The sequence below is a fragment of the Streptomyces sp. TLI_55 genome (genome assembly GCF_900206255.1).
Taxonomy (GTDB): domain Bacteria; phylum Actinomycetota; class Actinomycetes; order Streptomycetales; family Streptomycetaceae; genus Streptomyces; species Streptomyces aquilus.
Genome location: NZ_OAOJ01000001.1, coordinates 3,921,545 through 3,944,748, shown reverse-complemented (window position 1 = coordinate 3,944,748; position 23,204 = coordinate 3,921,545). Strand labels below are relative to the sequence as shown.

Sequence of the window (23,204 nt, the reverse complement as noted above, 5' to 3'; positions counted from 1 at the left end):
TCTTTGAACCGGAAGGAACCTCCATCATGACCGGCCCCAACCCGGCCACCACAACACCCGCACGGATCTGCCCGAACTGCGACGGCTTCGCCTCCGTCGCCATCACACTCGGTGGCCGCGACCGGCACGGCCACCTGCGCACCATCACCGCGCACTGCCCGGCCTGCCAGGGCCTCGGCGTCACCCGCACCCGCCGCATGCGGGAGGGCGCCCGTGCCTGACCAGCTGCTCGACCCGACCACCCTCCGCGACCTGCTGAGGGTGGCTTCGGCCGACGACTACACCCGCTGGGAAGACCAGGTCCGCCGCACCGGCGGCTGCGCCGACCCGATCCACCTGACCGGCTGGGTCCTGCACAAGGACAAGACGACCGGCGAGACCCTGCACCACTACTCCACCGAGTCCGAACCCGGCGGTCGCCTCCGCGTCGCCTGCGGCAACCGCCGCGCGTCCCGCTGCCCGTCCTGCGCCTGGGCCTACGCGGGCGACACCTACCACCTCATCCGCGCCGGGCTCGCTGGAGACGACCACCGCGACATCCCCGCCACTGTCCGCGATCACCCGCGCGTCTTCGCCACCCTCACCGCCCCGTCCTTCGGCCCGGTCCACAACCGGCCCGACCGAGGAACCTGCCGCTGCGGCACCCACCACGCGACCGACGATCCCGCCCTCGGCACCGCCCTCGACCCGGCGACGTACGACTACGCGGGCGCCGTTCTGTTCAACAACCACGCGGGCGACCTCTGGCAGCGCTTCACCACCCGCCTGCGCCGCGAGATCGCCGTCCGCGCCGGCCTCACCCGCCGCGAACTCACCGATCACCTACGCGTCTCATACGGCAAGGTCGCCGAGTTCCAAAAGCGCGGAGCCCTGCACTTCCACGCCGTGATCCGCCTCGACGGCCCGGACGGCCCCGACACACCACCGCCCGCCTGGGCCACAGTCGACCTCCTCACCGACGCCATCCGGGCCGCCACCGCGCACTCATACACCTCCGTTTCGGTCCCGGCCGCCGACGACCAACCGGCCCGCACCTTCCGCTGGGGCACTCAACTCGACGTCCGGCCGGTCAAGGCCTTCGGTGACGGCTCCAACCTCACCGAACAGGCCGTCGCCTCCTACGTCGCCAAGTACGCCACCAAGGCCGCCGAGAACACCGGCACCCTCGACCGCCGCATCGGCGAACTCTCCGAACTCGACCGCCGCCAGGTCCCCGACCACACCCGCCGCCTGATCGAGGCCTGCAAGACCCTCGACCCTCTCTACCCAGACCGCCGCCTCTGGGCGTGGGCTCACATGCTCGGCTTCCGCGGCCACTTCAGCTCCAAGTCACGCCGCTACTCCACCACCCTCGGCGAACTCCGCCAGGCCCGCGCCGACTACCGCGCCGCCCAAGAACGTGAAGCCCTCGGCCTGGACGACATCGAGCCGGAAACCGTCCTCGTCCTGACCGACTGGCAATACGCCGGACACGGCCACACCCCCGGCGAGTCGGCCCTCGCCGCCAGCATCGCCCGCGACCTCCAGCTCAACCGCGAAACCGCCCGCGAAGCCATACGCGACCAGCTCGCCCAGGAAGGAGCCGCAGCATGACCACCGCTACCGCCGAGCTGCTGACCGTGCCGGAGGTTATGGCGCGGCTCAAGGTCGGACGCTCCAAGGTTTACGACCTGATCCGCTCGCACCGACTGCTGTCGATCAAGATCGACGGTGCTCGCCGCATCCCCGCCGACGCCGTCCGGGACTTCATCCTCGGCCAGATCGAGGAGGCCGCCTGATGGCCAGTCAGCGCAAGCGGAACCCCAACGGTGCGGGCACCATTACGAAGCGCAAGGACGGCCGCTATCAGTGCGCGGTCTACGTGCTCCAGCCGGACGGCACCCGGGCTCGTAAGTTCGCCTACGGCAAGACCTGGCAGGAGTGCGACACGAAGCGCCGGGAACTGCTCGCCAAGGTCGACCAGGGCGTGCCCGTGCCGACTCGCTCGGCCAAACTGTCTGAGTGGCTGCCGTACTGGCTCGACAACGTGATCAAGGCTCGGCGGAAGCTCAGCACGTACGACAAGTACGAGGCGCACGTCCGGCTCTACCTGATACCACTACTCGGCGCGAAGCGACTTGAATCCCTCGGCGTCGCCGACGTCCGCCGCTTCCTCGTCCGCCTGGAGAAGCAGACGACAGCGGCAACGGCCAAGGAATCGCACCGAGTTCTGCGCTCGGCCTTGTCCTCCGCCTGCCGTGAGGAGCTGATCACGCGCAACGTTGCGAAGCTCGTGGAGTCACCTCGCACGGACAACCGGGAGCTGAAGCCCTGGAGCCTGGACGAGACGCTCGACTTCCTCGCCGCGTCCCGTAAAGATCCGCTCTACGCCGCCTTCGTGCTCGCCATCGCCATGGGCCTACGCCGGGGCGAGATCGTCGGGCTCCGCTGGTCTGACCTCGACCTCGACAACCGGGTCCTCTACGTCCGCCAGCAGACCCAGCGCCGCCGTGGCGTCCTCTACGACGACGACCCGAAGAGCCGTCGTCGCCGCGCCGTCCCGCTGCCCGCACTCTGCATCGCGCCCCTCCGCTGGCACCGCATGCGGCAGGCAGCTGCTCGGGCCAAGGCGGGCGAAACGTGGCAGGAGTCGGCCCACGTCTTCACCACCCGCACGGGCCGACCGGTCGAGCCGAGGAACGTCTACCGCTCCTTCACCCGCGTCGCCCAGTCCGCCGGCCTCCGCGTCATCCGGCTGCATGACGCACGGCACGGCACGGCCACGCTCCTCACGGCGGCCGGGGTGGCGCCCCGAGTCGTGATGGAGATCCTTGGCCACTCCCAGATCAGCATCACCATGGACGTCTACACCCACGTCGTCCAGGACACCCAGCGCGAGGCCATGAGCCACATGGACCGGCTGCTGCGGAAGAGGCGCCCCGATCGCGGGTGACCGCCCTCGTTGATGTCAGAAGTAGATGTCAAAGGCCCCGGACCGATCATGGTCCGGGGCCTTTTGCCTGGTGCCCCCGGCAGGATTCGAACCTGCGACACCCGCTTTAGGAGAGCGGTGCTCTATCCCCTGAGCTACGAAGGCTGGGACGCGGCAAGGATCTCGGTGAGATCCGCGACCAGCCTAGCGGATAAGGGATGGGGGTTGGGAAGGTCAGGCGGTGGGGACGCGGGTGAAGCGGTCCGCCGTGTGGAAGTCCTGCTCGATCGCCGTCGCGGTGGCCCGCAGTTCGGGCAGCAGGTCGCTCACGCACTCCGTGGGGGTGCGGCGGGTGGTGTGCATGGCGGTGTTCAGCGCCGCCACCACCCGGCCCCGGTGATCGCGGACCGGCACCGCGATCGAGCGCAGACCCGCCTCCAGTTCCTCGTCGACCAGGGCGTACCCCTGGGCGTGGACCTCGGCCAGGAGCCGGTCGAGGGCCGTGGGGTCGGTGACGGTGTGCGGGGTCAGGGGGCGCAGTTCGCCCGGGGTGCGGCGGCCGCGCGGGAAGTCGGCCAGCAGGACCCGGCCCATGGAGGTGGCGTAGGCCGGGAGGCGGGTGCCGACGGTGAGGTTCACGCTCATCACGCGGTTGGTGGCGACGCGGGCCGTGTACTGGATCTCGTCGCCGGCCGGGGTGAGCACCGCCAGGGACGCCGACTCGTGGATGCGGGAGGACAGGTCCGCCAGGTGCGGGGTCGCGATCTCGGCCAGTGAGGTCCGGGCGAGCGCCGGGAAGCCCAGGGACAGCACCCGCGGGGTGAGGGTGAAGGTGCGGTGCGCGGTCGCGGTGACGAGACCCAGGTGCTCGTAGGTGATCAGGGCCCGCCGGGCCGTGGCCCGGGCCAGCCCGGTCGCCTTCGCGACCTCCGTCAGGGTCAGGGCGGCCCGGCCCTCGCCGAACGCCGTCAGCACGGTCAGGCCGCGGGCCAGGGACTCCACGAACCCGCGGCCGAGCTCCTGCTTGGAGGCCCCGGTCCAGATGGCCAGGTCCGACGGGCCGCTGCCCGGCTCCGGCGCGGACCGCATCTGGCGCAGCTCCCGCTCCATGTCCGCCACCGCCACCCGCAGCCGCGGCAGCAGCGTCTCGCGCAGACCGGCCGCGGTGTGCCGGCTGGTGTGGCTGACGACGCTCGCCGCGCACGCGATCCGCCCGGTGTGCGGGTCGCGCACCGGCACCGCGACCGCCACCAGGCCCGGTTCGATCAGCTGGTCGTCCAACGCCCAGCCGTCAACGGCCGCTTGGGCCGCCCGGCGCTCGAACTCCTCGTCCAGCCAGGGGTGTTCGCGGGGCGGTACGGCGGGAAAGCCCCGGTCCTGCGGGTCCGCCGCCCGGCGCTCCCGCCACGCCCGCCGGTCCGCGTCCGTCCACTCCGCCGCGAACAGGGCGCCGGGCGCGGTGCGTTCGGCCGGGAGCAGGTCGCCGATGCGGAAGCTGAGGGACATCGCGCGGCGCCGGGTGGCCTGATGGATGAAGCGGATGCCGTCGCGGTCGGCGACCGCCAGCGACACCGACTCGTCGAGCTCGTCGGCCAGTTCGTCGGCCCGCGCGTCCAGCAGCGCGGGCAGCCGCAGGGCGGCCAGATAGGCGTTGCCCAGTTCCATCAGCCGGGGGGTGAGGACCACGTCCCGGCCGTCGAGGCGGACGTACCCCATGCGGGCGAGGGTGGCGGTGATGCGGTCGACCGTGGAGCGCGCGAGGCCGGTCGCCCGCTCCAGCGCGCTCGGGCTCAGTGTCCCGCCCGCCTCGGTCAGCTCCCGCAGCACGGCGACGCCACGGATCAACGGCGCGACCGCCTCCGCCGGCACGGCGGCAGGGTCCCTCACATCCACGGCGTCATCCATGGTCGGGGTCGTCTTCGCGGGCATCGGCTCTCCGGTACGGCAGTCACGGGAGCCCTACGGTAATCCGGCGGGCGTCATCCGGGCCGGACCGCGTCGATGGCCCGCGCCTAGCCCGGGTCTTTCCCCGCCCCTTCGCGTCCGTGGCCCGCGCCTAGCCCGGGTCTTTCCCCGCCCCTTCGCGTCCGTGGCCCGCGCCTAGCCCCGGTCTCTCCCCGCCCCTTCGCGTCCGTGGCCCGCGCCTAGCCCGGGTCTTTCCCCGCCCCTTCGCGTCCGTGGCCCGCGCCTAGCCCCGGTCTCTCCCCGCCCCTTCGCGCCCGTGCCCCCCGGTCCTCACCCCCGCGTGACCCGCACCCGGTAGTCCCCCGACAGATCCACCCCCGCCACCTCGATCCGGATGTGCCGCTTCCGGTCACGGAAGACCTGGCCCGGGGCGAACGGGGCGTCCGAGAGTTCCGCGTGGACGTTGGGGCTGCGGGTGCAGCCGCCGCTGTCGCGGCGGGAGTCGTACACCGTGACCGGGCCCATCCCGGTGTCGACGTCCGCGTTCACCTTGTAGATCAGCGCACCCGGCCGGCACACCGCCTCGTCGTTGCGCTCGCGGGTGCGCAGTTCCACGGCGTACCCGGTGCGGCCGCTGACCGGGATGAAGAGGAGCTTGGAGCCGCCTGCGCGGGCCATCGGGGTGAGCGTGTACTCCGTCGTCCCCGGGGCCGTCACACAGGTGACCTGCGAGGCGTCCAGCCAGCCCAGCTTCCACTTGTGCCAGCCGAGGAGGTCGTTGTTGGCGCCCCAGTCCTCGCTCATGATGTCCCAGTGCCCGACCGCGCCGCCGCCGTCCGCCGTGTAGAGGTCGGGCAGGCCGAAGACGTGCCCGTTCTCGTGCGGCAGCACCCGGTAACCGGTCTGCGCGTAGGAGCCGGAGCCGTCGTCCTGCCGGGAGTAGACGAAGGACGCGTTGGCGACCGGGACGCCGTCGGCGACCGGCGCGTCCGGGTTGCCGGCGAAGGTCACCGACAGGACCGTGTCCAGCGCCGAAGGGCCCGCGTTCGGAGTGACCAGCACGTTCAGGAAGTCGTACGCCCGGAAGTCCACCTTCGGATCGGCCGCGGCCACGATGTCCTGGACCAGGTCCCGGTAGCCGGGGTCGAAGGGCGCGCCGCGCTCTATGCCGTACGCCGCGAAGGGCTTCGGCATCCGCAGCCAGGTCGGGATCGGTGTCTCGGGGCGGTAGTCGAGGCGGCCGTAGGAGCTGGTGCGGAACCATTCCTGGGTCTGCGGGAAGAACTCGCGGAAGCGGTCGAGGGCGGGGCCGCGGCCCGGGGCGTCGGAGAAGTCGATCATCAGGGTGAGGGCGCGGACGGTGCCGGTGGAGCGGGAGTAGCCGCCGGTGGTGGGGACACCCTCGGACATCTGGATCGCGGAGCCGCCGCGGATCAGACAGGGGCCGTGCGCGGAGGTGCGGGCCAGGGCGATCGGTCCGGCGCCCGCCGGTGCGGGGGTTGCCGTGCGGTGGCCCGTGCCGGCCGAGGTGCTGACCACCAGGGTCAGCGCGGTCACGGACACGAGGGCGGCGACGCGGCGCGGGCGTATCCGACGGCTGGTCTGCGTCTGCTGCATGCACGGCCCTCTCCGTCCACGGCAGCCGTCTGACCACGGACTGCACCCTTTCGATCACCCTGGGTCGAGGGGTGCGCGGGCGCGCGCTGGAGGGGCCGAACGTGGGTTTCTCGGAGGAGTGCATGTGACTCAGGTCACATCAAATCTTCTCCTCAACCCGAAATAACCGGGGAGCGTCTCCCCGTTTAGAAGTGTGTTCGCGCGAAACGGGGAGTTCTTCCCCGGATCGCAAGAGTCAGCAGATTCAGCCGAAGCATCCAGCCGAAGCACCCCACTCCGAGGAGTACGCCGTGACCGCGACCACTGTGCAGAAGAAGGTGACCCGGCCCCGCGCCGACGCCCTGCGCAACCGGGAGCGGATCGTCACCGCCGCCCGGGAGATGTTCACCGAGTTCGGCCCCGATGTGCCGCTCGACGAGATCGCCCGCCGCGCCGGCGTCGGCAACGCCACGGTGTACCGGAACTTTCCCGACCGCGACGCGCTCGTCCGCGAGGTCGTCTGCTCCGTGATGGACCGGACGTCCGAGGCGGCCGAGGTCGCGCTCGCCGCGACCGGGGACGCCTTCGAGGCGCTGGAGCGCTTCGTGCACGCGTCCGCGGACGAGCGGATCGCCGCCCTGTGCCCGATGGTGCAGAGCACCTTCGACCAGCACCACCCCGACCTGGTGGCGTCACGGGAGCGGATCGAGCACCTCGTCGAGGAGCTCATGGACCGGGCCAGGACGGCCGGTCAGCTCCGTGCCGACGTGAGTTTCGGTGACGTGATGGTCGCCGTGTCCCAGCTGTCCCGGCCCCCGGCCGGCACCGGCTGCGGCGTCGCCGACCGTTTCGTGCACCGCACGCTCCAGCTGTTCCTCGACGGATTGCGGGCCCCGGCCCGCTCCATCCTGCCGGGCACGGCCCTGAACATGGAGGACCTCCGCCGAGCCTGACCGATTAGTTCGGATCGCCACCGCAGTCCCTATCGCAACGAGTCTCACCGGCCGTCACCGATGACCGGCCGTCCCCTCACCACTCCTTTTTTCCGTCACGAAGTCCCGAAGTGGGTACCCTCATGTCCGAAACAGCCTCCAAGGCTCCCGGCGCACCGGCCACGTCCGGTGACGCCAACCGCTGGAAGGCGCTCGTCTTCATCGCGCTCGCCCAGCTGATGGTCGTCCTCGACGCCACCATCGTGAACATCGCCCTGCCGTCCGCCCAGGTGGACCTCGGCATCTCCGACGGCAACCGGCAGTGGGTCGTCACGGCCTACGCCCTCGCCTTCGGTGGCCTCCTCCTCTTCGGTGGTCGCATCGCCGACCTGTGGGGCCGCAAGAGGGCCTTCGTCGTCGGCCTGATCGGCTTCGCCGGCGCCTCCGCGCTCGGTGGCGCGGCCACCAACGAGGCCATGATGTTCGGCGCCCGCGCCCTCCAGGGTGCCTTCGGCGCACTGCTCGCGCCCGCCGCGCTCTCCCTGCTCGCCGTGATGTTCACGGACGCCAAGGAGCGTGCCAAGGCGTTCGGCATCTACGGCGCCATCGCCGGTGGTGGCGGTGCCGTCGGCTTCATCCTCGGCGGTGTGCTGACCGAGTACATGGACTGGCGCTGGACGTTCTTCGTCAACATCCCGTTCGCCATCGTCGCCGCGCTCGGCGCGTACTTCGTCATCCGTGAGCCCGAGGGCGGCCGCAACCGCAACCCGCTCGACATCCCCGGCGTCCTGCTCTCCACCCTGGGTCTGGTCGCGCTGGTCTACGGCTTCACCCGCGCCGAGTCCAACGGCTGGGGCGACTCCGTGACCGTGGGCATGTTCGTCGCCTCCGCGGTCCTGCTGATCGCCTTCGTCGTCACCGAGGCGAAGGTCAAGGCCCCGCTGCTGCCGCTGCGCGTGGTGACCGACCGCAACCGCGGCGGCATCTACCTCTCGCTCGGTATCGCGATCATCGCGATGTTCGGCACCTTCCTGTTCCTGACCTACTACCTCCAGGTCGTGAAGGGCTTCTCGCCGATCAAGACCGGCTTCGCGTTCATGCCGATGATCGTCGGCATGATGGTCGGCTCGACCCAGATCGGCACCCGTCTGATGACCCGGCTGCCTGCCCGCCTGCTGATGGGCCCCGGCTTCCTGGTCGCCGCGGTCGGCATGCTGCTGATGACGCAGCTGGAGATCGGCTCGTCGTACGCCTCGACGATCCTGCCCGCGATGCTGCTGCTCGGTCTCGGCATGGGTACGGCGTTCATGCCGGCCATGTCCCTGGCCACGCTCGGCGTCGAGCCCCGGGACGCCGGTGTCGCCTCCGCGATGGTCAACACCTCGCAGCAGGTGGGCGGCGCGATCGGCACGGCCCTGCTGAACACGATCGCCGCGTCCGCGACGACCGCGTACATCAAGGACCACATCGGCTCCGCGACCTCCAAGTCGCAGCAGCAGCTGGTCGCTCTCGAGGGCCAGGTGCACGGCTACACCAACGCGATCTGGTTCGCCGTCGGCATGCTGGTGCTCGCCGCGGTCATCGTGGTGACCCTGGTCAACGCCGGCCGCCCGGACACCGGCGCCGTGGCCGGTTCCGCGGAGGGCGCCGAGGACGAGGTGCCGGTCCCGGTCGTCGCCCACTGACGACGACGACCGTCCGGTCGTACCCCTTCGTGCTCGTCGTACGTGCGGGGATGGGGACGCTCCGCACGTACGACCCTTGAGGACCTGTCCTGGCTCAGCGGAGCCAGGGCAGGTCCGCACCCGCTTCGTTGGGCTGGAGTCCCTCGGCGACGATCTCCATGATCTCGCCGAGGGACTTCTGCTGTTCCGGGGTGAGCCGCTCGAACAGCGCCTGGCGTACGGCGCCCACGTGGCCGGGGGCGGTGCGGCGCAGCACCTCGTGCCCGGCGTCGGTGAGGATCGCGAACTGGCCGCGCTTGTCGGAGGGGCAGTCCTCGCGGCGGACCCAGCCGTTCTTCTCCAGGCGGGCGATGGCGTGCGAGAGCCGGGAGCGGGTGATCTTCGCCTTCATCGCCAGCTCGGTCATCCGCAGCCGGCGCTGCGGCGCCTCGGCGAGGCCGACGAGCAGCCCGTAGTAGACGTGCGGCATGCCCGCGTCGCGCTGCAGCTGGCGGTCGAGGTGGTCCTCCAGAAGAGTGGTGGCGTGCAGGTAGGAGCGCCAGACGCGCTGTTCCTCGGCGGTGAGCCAGACGGGTTCTTCGGCCATGTCTTCCACTGTACGAGAGGGCTCCTTGAAAGTTAAACAAGTTGGAGGTATGTTTCACGGGATTGGAATTTTTAGACTTCAAGTAACGCTCGAAAAACTGTGTTCATATAACACCTTTCGGAGGGAGCAGCGCCATGTCGGCCGCAACCCAGGACGCAGACCGCCACGCGACCAGGGAGCGTATGCCCGCGCTCTACCTCAGCCACGGCGCTCCGCCGCTCGCCGACGACCCGATCTGGCCCGGCGAACTCGCCGCCTGGTCCGCGGACCTCCCGCGCCCCAAGGCGATCCTCATGGTCTCCGCTCACTGGGAAGAGGCCCCGCTCGCCCTCGGCACGGTCGAGACGATCCCCCTCGTCTACGACTTCTGGGGCTTCCCCGAGCACTACTACCAGGTGCGGTACGCCGCCCCCGGCGCGCCCGCGCTCGCCGAGTCCGTCCGCAAGCTGCTGCGCGCCCCCGGCACCCCCGTCCAGGACATCCCCGACCGCGGCCTCGACCACGGAGCCTACGTCCCGCTCGTCGAGATGTTCCCCGAGGCCGACATCCCGGTCCTGCAGATCTCCATGCCGACCCTCGACCCCGTCAAGCTCATGGAGATCGGCCGCAAGCTCGCCCCGCTGCGCGACGAGGGCGTCCTGATCGTCGGCTCCGGCTTCTTCACCCACAACCTCGCCGCGCTCCGCCACACCGGCGGGGGAGTGCCCACCTGGTCCTCCGAGTTCGACGACTGGGGCCGTCGGGCCCTGGAGGCGCGCGACTGGGACGGCCTGCTCGACTTCCTCCACAAGGCCCCGGCCGGCCGCTACGCCCACCCGCGCACCGAGCACTTCGCCCCCCTCTTCGTGACGATGGGCGCCGCCGAGGTCTCCGGCGAGCTGGACGCGCAGAAGTCGGTGATCGACGGGTTCTGGATGGGGATGGCCAAGCGGTCGGTGCAGTTCGGCTGAGGCGGGCTGCGGCGCCCCGCCGCGTGTCAGGGCTGGAGCCCCGCCGCGTGTAAGGGCTGGATGTGGTGTCCCTGTGAATTCCCTGGGAGTCCGCTGACCTGGCAACCATCAAGGGGCGTCGGCCGTCTTCTGGGGCAGAGGGCGGCCGGGGACGACGGTCTTACGGCGGTCTTCACGGGGGAGGGCGAGCGCGTCCGGGTGTGACGGACGTCTCGCCGATGCGGAGGTGGGAGGGGTTCATGAGAAGCCCGGGATCGGTCTCGACTCACGGCCTGACCTGCACCTCTGCCGAGCCGGTCGGCGCCGCCGCGGACGGTGTTGCCGCGCAGGATACTGCATGATCAGAAAAATAGGGGGACGGGTTGGGAATTCTGTCCTGATTCCAGTCGTTGTTTCCTTCGGAAGCAGGGCACCCGAGGAGAGTCCGGACCGGACAGTGCCAGACCGGACGGTGTTTCGGACCGGACAGTCCGACCGCATCGGGACCAGGCCTCCAAGGACCACCCGCCAGCCCACATCGCAAGGGAGCACACGCATGGCAACCCGTGCCGTCGCCCGTCGTCAGTCCGCCTCCGGCGAGGCCGTCGACAAGGCACGCAGCGTTCGCGCCCACGCCGGCGAGATCGCCGACCGCGACCTGGTCGGCATGTATCTCGACGAGATCGCGCGTACGCCGCTGCTCGACGCCGCCAAGGAAGTCGAGTTGTCCCAGATGATCGAAGCGGGTGTGTTCGCGCGGCAGGTCCTCGACGGGTACGAGGAGTCCAAGGCGGACGCCACCCGTGAGGAGCTCGAGGCGCTGGTCGCCGAGGCCGAGCGGGCCAAGGACGTCTTCATCCGGTCCAACCTCCGCCTGGTGGTCGCGGTCGCCCGCCGCTACCCCCGCAGCGGCCTCCCCCTGCTCGACCTGATCCAGGAGGGCAACGCGGGCCTGGTGCGCGCGGTGGAGAAGTTCGACTACCGCAAGGGCTTCAAGTTCTCGACCTACGCGACCTGGTGGATCCGGCAGGCCATCACCCGCTCGATAGCCGACCAGTCGCGCACGATCCGGCTCCCCGTCCACCTCGTCGAGGAACTCGGCCGCATCCGCCGCGTCCAGCGCGAGTTCAACCGGGAGCACGGCCGCGACCCCGAGCCCGCCGAGATCGCGCAGGAACTGGGCTCCACGGCCGAGCGCGTGACGGACGTCCTGGACTGGGCCCGCGACCCGGTCTCGCTGAACATGTCGATCGACGACGACGGCGACACCCAGTTCGGCGACCTGCTGGAGGACACCTCCGCGGTCTCGCCCGAGCAGTCCGTCCTGACGCTGCTGCGCAGCGAGGAGCTGGACGACCTGATCGGCCGCCTCGACCAGCGCACGGCCTCCATCATCAAGATGCGGTACGGCATCGAGGACGGCCGGGAGCGCACGCTCACCGAGGTCGGCAAGGAGCACGGCCTGACGCGCGAGCGCATCCGCCAGATCGAGAAGCACGCCCTGCTGGAACTGAAGAAGCTGGCCCGGGACACCGGGTTCGACGCGGCCGCGTAAGGCTCCCCACGGCGCGGGTGTGCCCGCGTACGCGGGGTGTCTCAAGGCGGCGCGAACATGGCGGAGTTGGGTCGCTTCAACGAGCAGGACGCTGGGAACAACCTTTCAGGGTCCAAGAGTTCGAATACGGCAGTTCGGGTCCGCACTTCGAGTCCGCAGTGTGAGTCCGTGAGATGAGATCGGGCTCCTGGGCAACGGCCCGGAGCCCCCGAGAGCCAAGTCCCGACGCACTCCCCCCGGCGCCGGGACTCTCCCGAGAGCCGGGCTCCGGCGCCCTCCCCCCGGGCGCTGGGGTCCGGCTCTGCCTTTGCCGGCGGTGACCGGGCATGCTGGACGGCGGGCCACCCCGTACCTGAACCCCGGGGTGGCCCGCCGGATGGCAGATTGTGTCACATGGGCATAGCCTGCCGATGTGAGCAGCCCCACCCCAGCACCGCGTTCCGCCTCCCGTTCCGCCTCGCGATCCACCTCCCGGTCCGCTCCGGCCTCGCTGACCGAGCGACGGAAAGCCGAGACGCGGATGGACATCGCCAGGGCTGCGGCCGGGCTCTTCGTCAGCCGCGGGCTGCGCGCCACTCGCGCCGAGGACATCGCCCAGGCCGCGGGAATCGCGCCGCGCACCTTCTACCGCTACTTCGCGACCAAGGAGGAGGCCGTCACCCCGCTCTACGCGGCAGGCGCCCAGCGCTGGGCGGAAGCGGTACGGGACGCGCCGGCGGAACTGTCCGTGCCGGAGGCCCTGGAACACGCGGTACGGCACACGCTGACTCCGGGGGCCGGTGTCTCCGCCGCGTCCTGGGAATGGGTCCGCACGCTGATCCGCCTCGCGGACTCCAGCCCGGCGCTTGGGAAGGTGTGGGCGGAGGTGTGCCGGGATTCGGAGCGGGTGTTGGGGGAGGTGCTGGCGGAGCGGGTCCGGGGGGAGCGGGCGGCGTGGGGGACTGACGGGGGCGACAACGTTGCCGCTCCCGGTGCCGCTCCTGTCGCCGGCGCCGAACTGCGCTTCGCCGCGGCGGTCGCGAGCGCGGCGGTGCGGACGGCGGTGGAGGCATGGGTGGCCGACGACCGGCGGGCGAGCGGCCCCGGGGGTCCGGCGGAGTTGGCGTTGCGGAATCTGGGGGTGTTGGAGGGGTTTCCCTGGGAGGGGGAGTAGCCGCGGTCGGGGCCCCGGGTGGCTGCTTCGGGCCGCGGGCGGGGCCTCGGGTGGCTACTTCGGGCCGCGGTCGGGGCCTCGGGTGGCTGCTTCGGGCCGCGGTCGGGGCCTCGGGTGGCTACTTCGCTGCGGGCCTCGTACCCCTCACCCACCCGCAGCCCGTACCAACCGATCCCCCAACCCCCGTACACACTCGACCAGTTCCCCCGGCGACTCCACCGTGAAGTCGACCCCCGTCATCGCCAGCCGGACCGCCAGCCACTCCACCGCGTCCCCCGACTCCCCCCGCAGCCGGCAGCGCCCCTCACCTACTGCCTCCGGCACCCCCACCCACCTCGGTACCCGCGCCGCGACCACCTCCGCCGGAGCGGCGAACGTGACGGCGAACTCGTACGTCTCCTGCCGCCGGTACATCGACTGCCGCAGATACTCCGCCGCACTCCCCGTGGGCAACTCCCGCGGAGCGAACCGCGCCCCCGTCGCGAACGGCTCGCTCACCCGGTCGACCCGGAACGTACGCCAGTCCTCGCGATCGAGGTCGTACGCGACGAGGTACCACCGCCGCCCGGTGGAGACCAGCCGATACGGCTCCACGACCCGCCGCGACCCGGTCCCGTCCTTCGTGCGGTAGGCGAACCGCAGCCGCTCGTGCCCCGCGACGGTCGACGCCATGACCGTCAGCGTCTCGGGCGCGATGCTCGCCCCGTCCCCGCTGGTCAGCGGGGTCGTCGCGGCCTGGAGCGTGGAGACCCGGTGCCGCAGCCGGGACGGCAGCACCTGCTCCAGCTTGGCCAGCGCCCGCACGGACGCCTCGTCGACCCCCTCGACCGCGTGCCCGGCGCCCGCCCGCAGCCCGACCGCGATGGCGACCGCCTCCTCGTCGTCGAGGACGAGCGGCGGCATCGCCTTGCCCGCGACGAGCCGGTAGCCGCCGTCGGACCCCTTGCTCGCCTGCACGGGATAGCCCAGCTCCCGCAGCCGGTCGATGTCCCGCCGCACGGTACGGCGGGACACCCCGAGCCGGTCGGCGAGCTCGCCGCCGGGCCATTCCCGCGGGGTCTGGAGGAGGGAGAGGAGCTGGAGAAGCCGGGCCGGAGTATCGGTCGTCATGAGTTCGAGGATGCCGTAGATCTAGGACACGATCTGACCTAATGCGGTCGTAGCTTGAGTGCATGACCTCCACCGAAACCGTGGTTTCCACGCCTACGCCTGCGTCTTCGCCCGCGTCGTCACCCGTGTCCTCGCCCGTGTCCTCGCCTGTGCCGGCGGCCGACCGGCGTCGCTGGTTCGCTCTCGCGATCGTGATGACCGCGGCCTTCATGGACCTCGTCGACGTCACGATCGTCAACATCGCCCTCCCGTCCATCCGGGCCGAGGCGGGCGCGAGCGTCAGCCAGATCCAGTGGATAACGGCCGGCTACGCCCTCGCCTTCGCCGCGGGCCTGATCACCGGCGGACGCCTCGGCGACATCCACGGCCGCAAGCGGCTGTTCCTCATCGGCATCGGCGGCTTCACCCTCGCCTCCGCGCTGTGCGGCCTCGCCGCGAACCCGGAGATGCTGGTCGCCTCCCGGTTGCTGCAGGGCGGCATGGCGGCGCTGATGGTGCCGCAGGTGCTGTCGATCGTGCACGCGACGTTCCCGGCGGAGGAGCGCGGCAAGGTCTTCGGCCTGTTCGGCGCGATCGTCGGCCTGGGCGCGGTGTCCGGCCCGCTGCTGGGCGCGCTGCTGACGGAGTGGAACCTCTTCGGCCTGGAATGGCGCCCGATCTTCCTCATCAACCTCCCGGTCGGCATCGCGGGCCTGATCCTCGGCAGCCGCTACATCACCGAGTCGAAGGCCCCGCGCGCCCTGAAGCTCGACCTGGTCGGCGTCGCCCTGGTGACTCTGGGCCTGCTCATGCTGCTCTACCCGCTGACCCGCGGCCGTGAGCTGGGCTGGCCGCTGTGGGGGTACGTGTCGATGGCCGGCGCGTTCGTCGTCCTCGCCGCGCTGGTGACGTACGAGAAGCGCAAGACCGCCCGCGACGGCTCCCCGCTCATCGAGCTGTCCCTGTTCCGTGTGAAGAGCTTCGCCGCGGGCGTCGCCGTCCAGACCGTCTTCGGTATCGGCCTCGGCATCTTCTTCCTGGTGTGGACGATGTACATGCAGGTCGGACTGGGCTGGCGGCCGCTCAAGGCGGGCCTGACCGGGGTGCCGTTCTCGATCGCCGTCTCCACGGCGGCGGGCCTGTCGGTGCAGAAGCTGGTCCCCCGCGTGGGAGGCCGTACGGTCCTGCAGTCCGGCGCGCTGACCATGGTCGCGGGCGTCCTGCTCTACCTCTGGGAGGCCGGCCGGTACGGCACCGCCATCGCCCCCTGGCAGATGGCCCTCCCGCTGGTCGTGATGGGCCTCGGCATGGGCCTGATCTTCGCCCCGCTGACGGACATGGTGCTGTCGGGCGTACCGCGCGAGCACGCGGGTTCGGCGTCCGGCCTGATCAACACCGTGCAGCAGATGGGCAACGCGCTCGGGCTCGGCCTGGTCTCGGTCGTCTTCTTCAACGAGATCCCGGACGTGCTGCGCCGCGAGCAGGTGGGCCCGGTCTTCGTGGACGCCTTCCAGCACGCGCTGGGCTGGGTCGCGGCGATCATGGCCCTGATCTTCCTGCTGATGTTCGCGCTGCCCAAGCGGGGGGCGCAGCATCTGGAGGGGGCGGGGGAGGAGTCGGAGCCGCAGCTGGTCTGACCCGAGAAGCCTGGGGAAGTGGAGAAAGGCCCGGCGCCCTGTGGGCGCCGGGCCTTCCGCATGTCTGGTGCGGGTCTTCCGTACGCCTTCAACCTGACCGGAAGTCCGTTCATGCCCGAATCAGGCCCGAACCTGTTTACTTTCCTGAAATCCGGGCGTAGCCTCCCAGCGAAACCACAAGTTCGGGCACTGGTCGGAAGCGACCGGACATCAAGCCGGATGGCAAGTCGGACATCAGGTCGGGCGGCAATTCGGACATCAAGCCGGACACGGCCGGACATCGAGTCGGAGGCGAGCGGACATGTACGCACCGGAGCGGCAGCAGGAGATCCTCCGGCTCGCGCGTGACGGCGGGCGAGTGGACGTGGTGTCGCTGGCCGAGGAGTTCCAGGTCACCGCGGAGACGATCCGCCGGGACCTCAAGGCCCTCGACCGCGCCGGCCTGCTTCGCCGGGTGCATGGCGGTGCCATCCCGGCCGGGCGCCTCGACTTCGAGCCTGACCTCGCCGAGCGCGAGACGACGGCGGCCGACGAGAAGGACCACATCGCCAAGGCGGCCGTCGCCGAACTGCCGACCGAGGGCACCCTGATCCTCGACGCCGGCACCACGGTCGCCCGCCTGGCCGGCGCCATCCCGCTGGAGGCCGCGCTCACCGTCGTCACGCACAGCCTGCCGATCGCGGCCCGCCTCGCGGACCACCCGGGCATCCAGCTCCACCTCGTCGGAGGGCGCGTACGACACCGCACGCGCGCCGCCGTCGACGCCTGGGCGCTCCGCGCGTACGGCGAGATCCGGGCCGATGTCCTCTTTGTGGCGGCCAACGGCTTCTCCGCCGACCATGGCCTCACCACCCCCGACCTCGCCGAGGCCGCGGTGAAGCGCGCGGCGATCGCCGCCGCCCGCCGGGTCGTGCTGCTCGCCGACTCCTCCAAGCACGGCCAGGAGCACTTCGCCCGCTTCGGCGACCTGAGCGACGTGGACCTGCTGATCACCGACAGCGGGCTGAGCCCCGAAGACGCCACCGCCATCGAGCGCGGCGGCACGGAAGTAGTGCGCGCATGATCCTCACCGTCACCCCGAACCCGTCCCTGGACCGCACCTACGAGGTTCCCGCCCTGGAGCGCGGCGAGGTCATCCGCGCCACCGGCGAACGCATGGACCCGGGCGGCAAGGGCGTGAACGTCTCGCGCGCCGTGGCGGCCGCCGGACGGCGCACGGTCGCGGTCCTGCCCCTGGGTGGTGCGCCGGGGGCGCTCGTGGCGGATCTGCTCGACGCGCAGGGCATCGAGGTCGCGCCGGTCCCGGTCGCGGGCGCCACCCGCTCCAACATCGCGCTGGCCGAGTCCGACGGCGTACTGACGAAGATCAACGCGCCCGGTCCCGAGCTGTCGGCGCAGGAGCAGGAGCTGCTCCTGGAGACGGTGCGGGCGCAGTCGCGGGACGCGGACTGGATCGCGTGCTGCGGGAGCCTGCCGCGGGGGCTCGCGCCGTCGTGGTACGCCGATGTGGTCGCGCGGGCGCACGCCGGGGGCGCGCGTATCGCGCTGGACACCTCGGGGCGTGCGCTCCTGGAGGCGCTGCGCGAACGTCCCGACGTGGTGAAGCCGAACGCCGAGGAGCTCGCGGAAGCCGTCGGGCGCCCCCTGTCCACGGTGGGCGACGCCGTGAAGGCGGCCGAGGAGTTGCGCGAGATGGGCGCACGCGCCGTGCTCGCGAGCCTGGGCGCCGACGGACAGCTCCTCGTGGACGGCTCGGGCACCTGGTTCGCGAGCGCCCGCGTGGACGTCGTCCGCAGCAACGTGGGCGCCGGCGACTCCTCCCTCGCCGGCTTCCTCATCGCCGGCGGCAGCGGCCCGGAGGCCCTCGCCTCGGCGGTCGCCCACGGCGCCGCCGCCGTACAACTCCCCGGCAGCGTCATGCCGACCCCGTCCGACCTGGACCCGGCCGCGGTGACGGTGACGGCTGAGGTCCCGACGGACCGCGTACTGAAGGAGCCGGTGACATGACGAAACGCTCCGCTCGTACGGGCGTGAGGGCACCGGAGGCGCACGATTCGGCCTCTGCCTCTACGGCGCTCACGGCGCCCGACCTGGATCGCTCGGCGTCGTCCACACCCCCGGCACTCCCCAGTGGACCGGCCATGAAGCGGCGAGGCTCCCCGTTACTCGTCGCGGCCTGCGGGAAGCGGGGCCACCTGAGCCGCCCTGCCGCCCGACGGGGCCGAGGTTTCCCCGGCCTCGCCCCCACCACCCCCGAGTTCGCCCCCGAACTCACCGCTGAGTTCACCTTCGAACTCACCCCCAAGACCCCCCACTGCACCCCCGTCCCCGCCCCCGCCCACTCCACTCCCCGGGCGATACGCGTGCGAAGGAGCCCGCGATGAGCGACATGATCACCGCGGACCTGGTCGATCTCGACCTGTCCGCCGACACCAAGGAAGCGGCGGCCCGTGCCCTCGCCGAGCGCATGGTGGCCCTGGGCCGGGTGACCGACCTGGACGGCTTCCTCGCCGACGTGGCCGCCCGCGAGGCCCAGATGCCGACCGGCCTCGACGGCGGCATCGGCATCCCGCACTGCCGCAGCGCGCACGTCACCGAGCCGACGCTCGCCTTCGGGCGCAGCGCCGCCGGGATCGACTTCGGCGCGGCGGACGGCCCCGCCGACCTGATCTTCCTCATCGCCGCGCCGGCCGGCGCCGACGACGCCCACCTGACGATCCTGTCGTCGCTGGCGCGGCAGCTGATGAACACGGAGTTCACCGACGCACTGCGCGCGGCGGGCGACGCGGCGGCTGCGGCGGCGCTCATCCGCGGGGACGCGCCGGAGGCGGACGCGCCCGGCGCATCCGCGAGCGCCCCCGCGGGTGCCTCCTCGAACTCCGTGGCGGTGTCGGCGGCGGCCTCCGCCGACACCGCCACGGGAACCGCGGCCCCGGCACCGGACGGCGCGACCGCTCCGGCGCCGGGCGCCACGGACGCGAGCGCGGCGGACGCGAGCGCGGCGGACGCCTCCGGTGCGCGCCCCTTCCGCATCGTCGCCGTCACCTCCTGCCCGACCGGCATCGCCCACACCTACATGGCGGCCGAGTCCCTGGAGAGCGCGGGCCGCGAGGCGGGCGTCGAACTCGTCGTCGAGACGCAGGGCTCGGCCGGCTTCACCCGGCTCGACCCGGCCGTCATCGAGGCGGCGGACGGCGTGATCTTCGCCCACGACGTCCCCGTACGCGACAAGGACCGCTTCGCCGGCAAGCCGACCGTCGACGTCGGCGTGAAGGCGGGCATCAACCGCCCCGCCGAGCTCATCACCGAGGTGCGCGGCAAGGCGGCGCGCGGTGAGGTCACGGGCGCCCCCGGAACCGGCTCCACGCCGGTCGAGCGCGCGGGCGACGCCGGCGACAGCTACGGCACCAAGCTCCGCAAGTGGCTGATGACCGGCGTGAGCTACATGGTCCCGTTCGTCGCGGCCGGCGGTCTGTTGATCGCCCTCGGCTTCGCGATCGGCGGCTACCAGATCAACGAGGCCAAGCCGGTCATGGACCACTTCGACTGGGGCCAGGTCGACAGCTGGGGCGCCCTGCTCTTCCAGATCGGCGGCGTCGCCTTCGGCTTCCTGATCCCCGTCCTCGCCGGCTACATCGCCTACGGCATGGCCGACCGTCCCGGCCTCGTGCCCGGCTTCGTCGGCGGCATGATCTCCGTCAACATCGCCGCCGGCTTCCTCGGCGGCCTGGTCGCCGGTCTGCTGGCCGGTGGCGTCGTCCTCGCCATCCAGAAGGTCAAGATCCCACCGGTGCTGCGCGGCATCATGCCGGTGGTGGTGATCCCGCTGATCTCGTCGATCGTCGTCGGCTTCCTGATGTTCATCGTGATCGGCAAGCCGATCGCCAACGCGCAGGAGGCCATGACCGACTGGCTCAACGGCCTCTCCGGCACCAACGCCATCCTGCTCGGCATCCTCCTCGGCCTGATGATGTGCTTCGACCTGGGCGGCCCGGTCAACAAGGTCGCCTACGCCTTCGCCACCGCCGGCATCGCCGTACAGGACCCGAGCGACTCGGCGATGAAGGTCATGGCCGCCGTGATGGCCGCCGGCATGGTGCCCCCGCTGGGCATGGCCCTCGCCACCACCGTCCGCAAGAAGCTGTTCACCGAGACCGAGCGCGAGAACGGCAAGGCGGCCTGGGTCCTCGGCGCCTCCTTCATCTCCGAGGGTGCCATCCCGTTCGCCGCGGCCGACCCGCTGCGCGTCATCCCCGCCTCCATGGCGGGCGGCGCGGTCACCGGCGCGCTGACCATGGCCTTCGGCTCCACCCTGCGCGCCCCGCACGGCGGCATCTGGGTCACCTTCCTCATCGGCAAGCCGTTCCTGTACCTGCTGGCCATCGCGATCGGTACGGCCGTCACGGCGGGCCTGGTGATCCTCCTCAAGGGCCTGCGCAAGACGGCCCCGGGAGACGCTGCCCCCGCCTCCGACGCCCCCGCGTCCGCTCCGGCGGCCGAGCAGAAGCAGCCGGTGGCGGCGTAACGGAGGCACCGGCACCGGCACCGACGGCGGTCGGCCGCAGCCCTGGCGGGACAGGGTTGCGGCCGGCCGCAGCCGTTTTCGCCCTGCGCATGTCCCTTTCGGTCGCTGTGAGTTGTTCACGGCACCTGCGAGATACGTCACGGTCCGGGACCAAAGTCCCGGACCGTGGTGTCTACTGGGGCGCATGCCTGAGCACGTCTCGATCTACCAGCTGACGGGCATGGCCGTCCTCGCCCTGGCGACCGTCGTCTGGGCGATCGGCCTGACCCGAGTCCTGCGCCGCGGCCGCGCGGCCGCCCTGTGGGGCCCTGGCCACGCCCTCCAGGGGCTTCCGTACCAGCGGCAGGCCGGCCCCGACCTGGAGGCCGTCCAGCTGACCCCGGCGGAACGGGACGCCTTCGCAGGGCTGGTACGACAGCTCAGCGACGGCCGCTGACCACTCGAGCGCTCACCCGCTCGCCACGCCGGTGCGCGTCACGAGACGCGCGCTGCCCGCCGCTCCATCGCGTCCCGCGCGGCGTCCTCCGAGACGTACACCTCGCACATGTGCCGCCCGTCGGGCGTGGCCGTGTGCTCGACCTCCCACAGGGAGACCTCCTCACCGTCGCGCAGCAGGAACGCGTGCTCGTAGAGCGAGAAGCACAGCCCGATACGCCCCGCGCGGCACGGCCGTCCGAACGCCTGCGTGATCTGGTGCGCGAACGCGTTCGCCAGCAGCGCCGCCGTCTCCGCGCCCGGCCGGTCCGGGTTCTCCGCGCGGCGCAGGAGCCGGCGCGCGTGGTCCGCGGAGTCGTCGGGCACATACGCGTGCCGGGGCGCGGGGATCGGCGACAGCTGCACCGTCACCGGGAGCTCGAAGTCGGGGGTGTCCGCGGGCAACGGCAGCCGGGCCGTGGCCGCGCGCAGCTCCTCCTCGTCGACGTACACCTCGTGCTGCGGCTCGCTGCCCGGCGCGGTGTTGTGGACGAGCTCCCACAGCGTGAGCGCGGAACCGTCGGCGAGCAGCCAGGCGTGGCGGTACGTCTCGCGGTGCAGCCCCGCGCTGTGGTGCGCGGAGTGCAGCGAGCTGTCGTGCGCCAGCGCGCAGTCGAGGCGCTGTATCACCTCGTCGGGCAGCTCGAAGGAGTTCAGCGCGCGGCCGAGGAGCCGCGCGAGGTGCTCCTCCGGAGACTCGGGCGACTCGCGTGGCTCGTACGCTGCCGTCTCGTACGGAACGCTCAAGGTTTCTCCCGGCGTTGCTGCATGTCACCTTGTGGGTGCATACCGTAGCCCCTCGGTCGGACATCATGTCCGGGAACCGAGAAAACGTGCGTACAGAAAACGCCCGGGCCGCGTGAGAAGTTCCCACGCGGCCCGAAGATCCGTCAAAAACAGCCGGTCAGAAGGCACTTGGCGTGCGGCGGCAGCTGGACGGCGCATGGGCGCCCGAGGGGCGCCCGGGTACCCCGCCGGCGCTTACCCGGCGCTTCCCGCGGTCCACTCGCTCCACGACATGTTCCAGCCGTTGAGTCCGTTGTCCGGCGCCACCGACTTGTCGGGGGAGTGCTTGACGATCACGACGTCCCCGAGGATGGAGTTGTCGTAGAACCACTTGGCGTTCGTCGCCGCCGAGCCACCCTGCACGTCCTGCAGCCCCACACACCCGTGGCTGGTGCCGGTCCGGCCGAAGGGCGGATTGGACTTCTTGTACCAGTAGTTGCCGTGGACGAACGTCCCCGACTGCGTCAGACGCATCGCGTGCGGCACGTCCGGAATGTCGTAGGCGTTCTTGAGTCCGACCGTCCGGCTGTCCATCCTCAGCTTCTTGAACTTCTCGGAGATCACCATCTGCCCGTTGTAGGTGGTGAACTCCGGGCTGCCCGCCGAGATGGGCACCGACTTGAGGGTCTTGCCGTCGCGCACGACCGTCATGGTCTGCGTGTTCACGTCGACCGTGGAGACCTGCGAACGCCCGATCGTGAAGCTGACGGTCTTCTTCTGCACCCCGACGACGCCGTTCGCGCCCTTCACGCCGTCCAGGTCGATCTTCATCGTGACCTTGGAGCCGGCCTTCCAGTACTCCTGCGGCCGGAAGTCGAGCCGCTGCGACCCGAACCAGTGTCCGACCACCTGCTGCCCGCTGCTGGAGGAGACCGTGATGTGCGACTGCACGGCCTTCTTGTCACTGATCGCCTTGTCGAAACTGAACGACACCGGCATCCCGACCCCCACCGTCGTACCGCCGTCCGGCGTGTACGTCCCGATGAAGCTGTTCGCCTTGCTGACCGTGGTGAACGTCGAGTCCGCGGAGGTGGCGCGACCGTCGGCGTCCTTCGCGGTCGCCGATATCTCGTACTTCGTGCCCCGCTCCAACTGCTCCTTCGGCTTCCAACTCCCCCCGCCCGCGGCGAGCGTGCCCGGCACGTCCTGCCCCGTCCCGGCCACCTTCATCTTCACTCCGGTCAGCGCGCCCTCGCTGACCTTCACCCCGGTGGTGTTGATCGACGCGCCCGTCGAACCGTCCTTCGCCGAGATGACGATCTTCGCCGCCGACGTCTTCGGGGAGTCCCCGGCGCCCTTGCCGTCGTTCTTGCCGTCGGCGCCGCCGCCACACGCGGTGAGGGTGAGGGCGCCGACCGCCAGGACGGCACAGGCCCCCAGCGCGCGCCGCTTTGCTATGTCCGGCGTTGTCACGAGCTGCTCCCGATTCATGTGATGTGCG

20 protein-coding genes and 1 tRNA gene are annotated in these 23,204 nt (G+C 71.3%); 14 read left to right on the top strand and 7 right to left on the bottom strand.

Annotation, left to right across the window (positions count from 1 at the left end; genetic code table 11):
* Window positions 1-26 precede the first annotated feature (26 nt).
* The 4 genes from CRP56_RS18125 to CRP56_RS18110 are packed head-to-tail and all read left to right on the top strand — an operon-like array spanning window position 27 to window position 2,932.
* Entirely contained in the window at window positions 27-221 is a 195-nt protein-coding gene (locus CRP56_RS18125; RefSeq protein WP_097265320.1) for a hypothetical protein, read from the top strand.
* Window positions 214-1,593, top strand: coding sequence for a replication initiator protein RepSA (repSA, locus tag CRP56_RS18120; protein ID WP_097265319.1), 1,380 nt, complete (start codon window positions 214-216; stop codon window positions 1,591-1,593). The genes CRP56_RS18125 and repSA overlap by 8 nt, the downstream gene beginning before the upstream one ends.
* Window positions 1,590-1,778 (top strand): helix-turn-helix domain-containing protein, encoded by a 189-nt coding sequence (locus tag CRP56_RS18115; RefSeq protein ID WP_097265312.1) that lies wholly within the window; start codon window positions 1,590-1,592, stop codon window positions 1,776-1,778. The genes repSA and CRP56_RS18115 overlap by 4 nt, the downstream gene beginning before the upstream one ends.
* A complete protein-coding gene (locus tag CRP56_RS18110; RefSeq protein WP_097265310.1) occupies window positions 1,778-2,932 on the top strand; it encodes a tyrosine-type recombinase/integrase in 1,155 nt (384 codons plus the stop codon). The genes CRP56_RS18115 and CRP56_RS18110 overlap by 1 nt, the downstream gene beginning before the upstream one ends.
* A 68-nt stretch (window positions 2,933-3,000) precedes the next feature.
* Here CRP56_RS18110 and CRP56_RS18105 read toward each other — a convergent pair.
* The 3 genes from CRP56_RS18105 to CRP56_RS18095 all read right to left on the bottom strand — a co-directional run bounded on the left by CRP56_RS18105 (window position 3,001) and on the right by CRP56_RS18095 (window position 6,433).
* Window positions 3,001-3,076, bottom strand: a tRNA-Arg gene (locus CRP56_RS18105).
* A 69-nt stretch (window positions 3,077-3,145) separates the two neighbouring features.
* Window positions 3,146-4,840, bottom strand: coding sequence for an IclR family transcriptional regulator domain-containing protein (locus CRP56_RS18100; RefSeq protein WP_097265308.1), 1,695 nt, complete (start codon window positions 4,838-4,840; stop codon window positions 3,146-3,148).
* A gap of 306 nt (window positions 4,841-5,146) precedes the next feature.
* Entirely contained in the window at window positions 5,147-6,433 is a 1,287-nt protein-coding gene (locus CRP56_RS18095; protein ID WP_097265306.1) for a M6 family metalloprotease domain-containing protein, read from the bottom strand.
* A gap of 290 nt (window positions 6,434-6,723) precedes the next feature.
* Between CRP56_RS18095 and CRP56_RS18090 the strand changes: the two genes are divergently transcribed.
* Window positions 6,724-7,365, top strand: a complete 642-nt coding sequence (locus tag CRP56_RS18090; RefSeq protein WP_179851049.1) for a TetR/AcrR family transcriptional regulator — start codon at window positions 6,724-6,726, stop codon at window positions 7,363-7,365.
* A 122-nt stretch (window positions 7,366-7,487) separates the two neighbouring features.
* A complete protein-coding gene (locus CRP56_RS18085; RefSeq protein WP_097274187.1) occupies window positions 7,488-9,029 on the top strand; it encodes an MFS transporter in 1,542 nt (513 codons plus the stop codon).
* A gap of 94 nt (window positions 9,030-9,123) precedes the next feature.
* Here CRP56_RS18085 and CRP56_RS18080 read toward each other — a convergent pair whose 3' ends face one another.
* A complete protein-coding gene (locus CRP56_RS18080) occupies window positions 9,124-9,615 on the bottom strand; it encodes a MarR family winged helix-turn-helix transcriptional regulator (RefSeq protein ID WP_097265304.1) in 492 nt (163 codons plus the stop codon).
* A gap of 134 nt (window positions 9,616-9,749) precedes the next feature.
* Between CRP56_RS18080 and CRP56_RS18075 the strand changes: the two genes are divergently transcribed.
* The 3 genes from CRP56_RS18075 (at window position 9,750) to CRP56_RS18065 (ending at window position 13,252) form a co-directional block, all read left to right on the top strand.
* Window positions 9,750-10,565 carry a dioxygenase family protein gene (locus CRP56_RS18075; RefSeq protein WP_257040816.1) on the top strand — a complete coding sequence of 272 codons (816 nt, stop codon included), beginning with the start codon at window positions 9,750-9,752 and terminating at the stop codon, window positions 10,563-10,565.
* 535 nt (window positions 10,566-11,100) lie between these two features.
* Window positions 11,101-12,099: a sigma-70 family RNA polymerase sigma factor gene (locus CRP56_RS18070; RefSeq protein ID WP_097265300.1), complete on the top strand. Its 999-nt coding sequence runs from the start codon at window positions 11,101-11,103 to the stop codon at window positions 12,097-12,099.
* A gap of 520 nt (window positions 12,100-12,619) precedes the next feature.
* A complete protein-coding gene (locus CRP56_RS18065) occupies window positions 12,620-13,252 on the top strand; it encodes a TetR/AcrR family transcriptional regulator (RefSeq protein WP_097265298.1) in 633 nt (210 codons plus the stop codon).
* A 144-nt stretch (window positions 13,253-13,396) separates the two neighbouring features.
* On the opposite strand, the gene CRP56_RS18060 is transcribed toward CRP56_RS18065, so the two are convergent.
* The gene (locus tag CRP56_RS18060) at window positions 13,397-14,362 is read right to left on the bottom strand and encodes a helix-turn-helix transcriptional regulator (RefSeq protein WP_097265295.1); all 966 of its coding nucleotides are present in this window, start codon (window positions 14,360-14,362) and stop codon (window positions 13,397-13,399) included.
* A 62-nt stretch (window positions 14,363-14,424) separates the two neighbouring features.
* Between CRP56_RS18060 and CRP56_RS18055 the strand changes: the two genes are divergently transcribed.
* The 5 genes from CRP56_RS18055 to CRP56_RS18035 all read left to right on the top strand — a co-directional run bounded on the left by CRP56_RS18055 (window position 14,425) and on the right by CRP56_RS18035 (window position 20,939).
* The gene (locus tag CRP56_RS18055) at window positions 14,425-15,978 is read left to right on the top strand and encodes an MFS transporter (RefSeq protein ID WP_097265293.1); all 1,554 of its coding nucleotides are present in this window, start codon (window positions 14,425-14,427) and stop codon (window positions 15,976-15,978) included.
* A 301-nt stretch (window positions 15,979-16,279) separates the two neighbouring features.
* Window positions 16,280-17,041, top strand: coding sequence for a DeoR/GlpR family DNA-binding transcription regulator (locus CRP56_RS18050; protein ID WP_059196035.1), 762 nt, complete (start codon window positions 16,280-16,282; stop codon window positions 17,039-17,041).
* Window positions 17,038-17,985 carry a 1-phosphofructokinase gene (gene pfkB / locus CRP56_RS18045; protein ID WP_097265291.1) on the top strand — a complete coding sequence of 316 codons (948 nt, stop codon included), beginning with the start codon at window positions 17,038-17,040 and terminating at the stop codon, window positions 17,983-17,985. The genes CRP56_RS18050 and pfkB overlap by 4 nt, the downstream gene beginning before the upstream one ends.
* 373 nt (window positions 17,986-18,358) lie before the next feature.
* A complete protein-coding gene (locus CRP56_RS18040) occupies window positions 18,359-20,503 on the top strand; it encodes a PTS fructose transporter subunit IIABC (protein WP_097265288.1) in 2,145 nt (714 codons plus the stop codon).
* A 184-nt stretch (window positions 20,504-20,687) separates the two neighbouring features.
* Entirely contained in the window at window positions 20,688-20,939 is a 252-nt protein-coding gene (locus CRP56_RS18035; RefSeq protein WP_097265287.1) for a hypothetical protein, read from the top strand.
* A 38-nt stretch (window positions 20,940-20,977) separates the two neighbouring features.
* Here the strand turns inward: CRP56_RS18035 and CRP56_RS18030 are convergent, their stop codons facing one another.
* Window positions 20,978-21,724 carry a DUF6227 family protein gene (locus CRP56_RS18030; RefSeq protein WP_097265285.1) on the bottom strand — a complete coding sequence of 249 codons (747 nt, stop codon included), beginning with the start codon at window positions 21,722-21,724 and terminating at the stop codon, window positions 20,978-20,980.
* Window positions 21,725-21,958: 234 nt separating this feature from the next.
* Window positions 21,959-23,176, bottom strand: coding sequence for a L,D-transpeptidase (locus CRP56_RS18025; RefSeq protein WP_257040815.1), 1,218 nt, complete (start codon window positions 23,174-23,176; stop codon window positions 21,959-21,961).
* Window positions 23,177-23,204: the final 28 nt, after the last annotated feature.